3 protein-coding genes and 1 pseudogene are annotated in these 2229 nt (G+C 45.5%); all 4 read right to left on the reverse strand.

What is annotated here, in order from left to right; translation table 11 throughout:
* Window positions 1-350: 350 nt before the first annotated feature.
* The gene (locus tag L2744_RS21295) at window positions 351-983 is read right to left on the reverse strand and encodes a hypothetical protein (protein ID WP_248993747.1); all 633 of its coding nucleotides are present in this window, start codon (window positions 981-983) and stop codon (window positions 351-353) included.
* Window positions 973-1605 carry an HNH/endonuclease VII fold putative polymorphic toxin gene (locus L2744_RS21300; protein ID WP_446539697.1) on the reverse strand — a complete coding sequence of 211 codons (633 nt, stop codon included), beginning with the start codon at window positions 1603-1605 and terminating at the stop codon, window positions 973-975. Before L2744_RS21300 ends, L2744_RS21295 begins: the two co-directional genes overlap by 11 nt.
* Before the next feature lie 116 nt (window positions 1606-1721).
* Window positions 1722-1884, reverse strand: a pseudogene (locus L2744_RS21775) (RHS repeat-associated core domain-containing protein); the annotation flags it as partial.
* 86 nt (window positions 1885-1970) lie between these two features.
* Window positions 1971-2229 (reverse strand): YjaZ family protein (locus tag L2744_RS21305; protein ID WP_512700984.1); only part of this gene is annotated, 259 nt, incomplete at its 5' end.

A 2229-nucleotide genomic window follows, 5' to 3' on the forward strand; every position in this document is an offset into this window, starting at 1 on the left:
TCAGCCACTTATCAATATCCTTTACCAAGCAGACAATCATCCAACTTCCTTGCATGATCTGAAACGATGGATCATCAAATGTTCATATGGGCAGCACTAACAGCAGCTTGATCACTCCACAGCAGTAGAAGTGATCACCCATAAACAGCAGAAGCGATCATTTTCTCCAGAGCCGCCAGATGGTGGCGCTGCAACGAATTGCGCCCCCCGCTGGCAGAGGCTGATCACTTCTACTGGCAACGACGGATCAGGCTGCTGGTCGAATTGCCCAGTTTCAGGCAACAAAAAGCCCCAAGAAATGGGGCTTCGGTGTGTACGCTTTCTACCGTATATATTCTAAAGGGTATAGCCTATAAACTGCTCAAAACAGACGGTTCACCCATAGCCAAGATACCCCACTCTTTATCATCAAATTCACCGATTTTTTTTAATAACAGGCCATGTGCTTTGCTTATACATGACAAGAGTGAAAAATCCTCAAAAAGATCACCGCTCCAGCCATATTTAAGAACTTGTGCCAATTCGGTATGGTTTGGAACCAGCGCCAAATATGCACAATGCTCCCTTAATAGAAGTTGCGCCACGCTTTCAATGGACACTTCAGATAATCGCAAAGCACCGAAATACTTTAGTCGACCATCAGATTCTAACAGGAATTCCTGTGGGCACTCCCCAAGAGGAATATCCACTCCTCTGGCCTTCAATGAACCCCACAACTTATGGTAACGAACAATTCGCGTATCTGGTTGCCATGCCGAATGCCCAATGAGGAGCCACATTGAAACATCCGGCATCTGGTGCTTGACCTTTTTTGCCACGAATCGCAAAACAGTTTTCAAAGATTCGGCTGGAGGCGATCCGATGATAGACCAACACGTACCCGCAAGAGATAAACCAACTGGAAAGGTTACATCCCTAAAATTCATCACCGAGTTAGCAACCGAAAGATCTGGTGCACTCACCATTTGAATATCAGTAATCATAGTGATTCCCTGCCTCGTCATTAAAATGTGAACCACGATTCTGTGGGTTATTAGGGCCCCAATTATGGCCACCTGCGTCATCACGAATCCTTATAGTTCTGCTGCCACCTCCTGGGGCTGGAACCTCGTACTCATAAATCCTTCCAGGTTGTGGGTTACCACGCTTATCAGTATTCGGTAATGTTCGGCTCGGCTGCTGACTCGTCGGCACTTCTGATTTACGCTTGGCTTCGTTAAGTGCTCCTGAACGACCAGCGCCCGATGGACTCATGTCAGGAGCTTTCTTATCTTTTACGACATCCGGCCCTCTACCAATCTTAAGCTTGCGTTCAACAAACTTCTCTGCTGATAATGCCGTTCCAGCCCAAGCCGCTCCAGCTAGTGAACCTGTTCTATCGTACTCTTCTAGTGCGGTTTCAACACCTTCAATACCAGATTTAATACTATCAACCGCCTGCCCAATAGGCGTCAAAGACATTATTCCTGACATATCCCCCTTGACTGAACCATAGCCTTTGGCAAAGTTAGCATCATTACCATAACTTTGCTTACTGGCGATATCGCCAAGCCCACCCGCACTACTCAGATTAAAGTTCTGACTTCGGACACTACCATTATTCATAGTCACGCTGACTTTAGCACTACCATTATCATTTTTGGTGATAGTGATCTTGCTTACATCCTTAACCTTTATATCGCCAATATCTTTGCTACAAATTCGTGTACCCGTTGCAGCTTCACAGGCATATCCTGTCGGATCAGTCCCCGCCAGCGGGTTGTTCATGATGTATGAGTAGGGGTTCACACTCTGAGTTGATGTCGGACTCTGAATAAACGGGTCCACCGACATAAACCTGCCGAGGTTATAATCGTAAATCCGCCCGTTCATATGGATTAATCGGAATGGATAGTTGAGCTGAATGTTAAAGAGCGATTGGAATACAGTGGCTTACAGCTGCACCTTACCATATGGAATCAGTGTTGTGTTTACTTGGATGATGGCTTGGGTAATTTCTTGTTGTTCAAGAGATTATGGCAAATTACCCAAAAATTGACCTTTTTGACTTTCGATGGCCGACTCGGCAAGGGGTAGGCACTTTCAACGTGAAAACGCATTTTTCCTTGTTCCTTCCAAACTCTAAACACTACCTGATAGAAAATCTCATTGCCATCATCATCTTCCAGTTTACAAGTACAATAGCGACTGTAACCACCGTGATAGCAAAACTGCTCGGGCAAAGTTTCA

The organism is Shewanella profunda, assembly GCF_023283765.1.
Classification (GTDB): Bacteria; Pseudomonadota; Gammaproteobacteria; order Enterobacterales; family Shewanellaceae; genus Shewanella; species Shewanella profunda.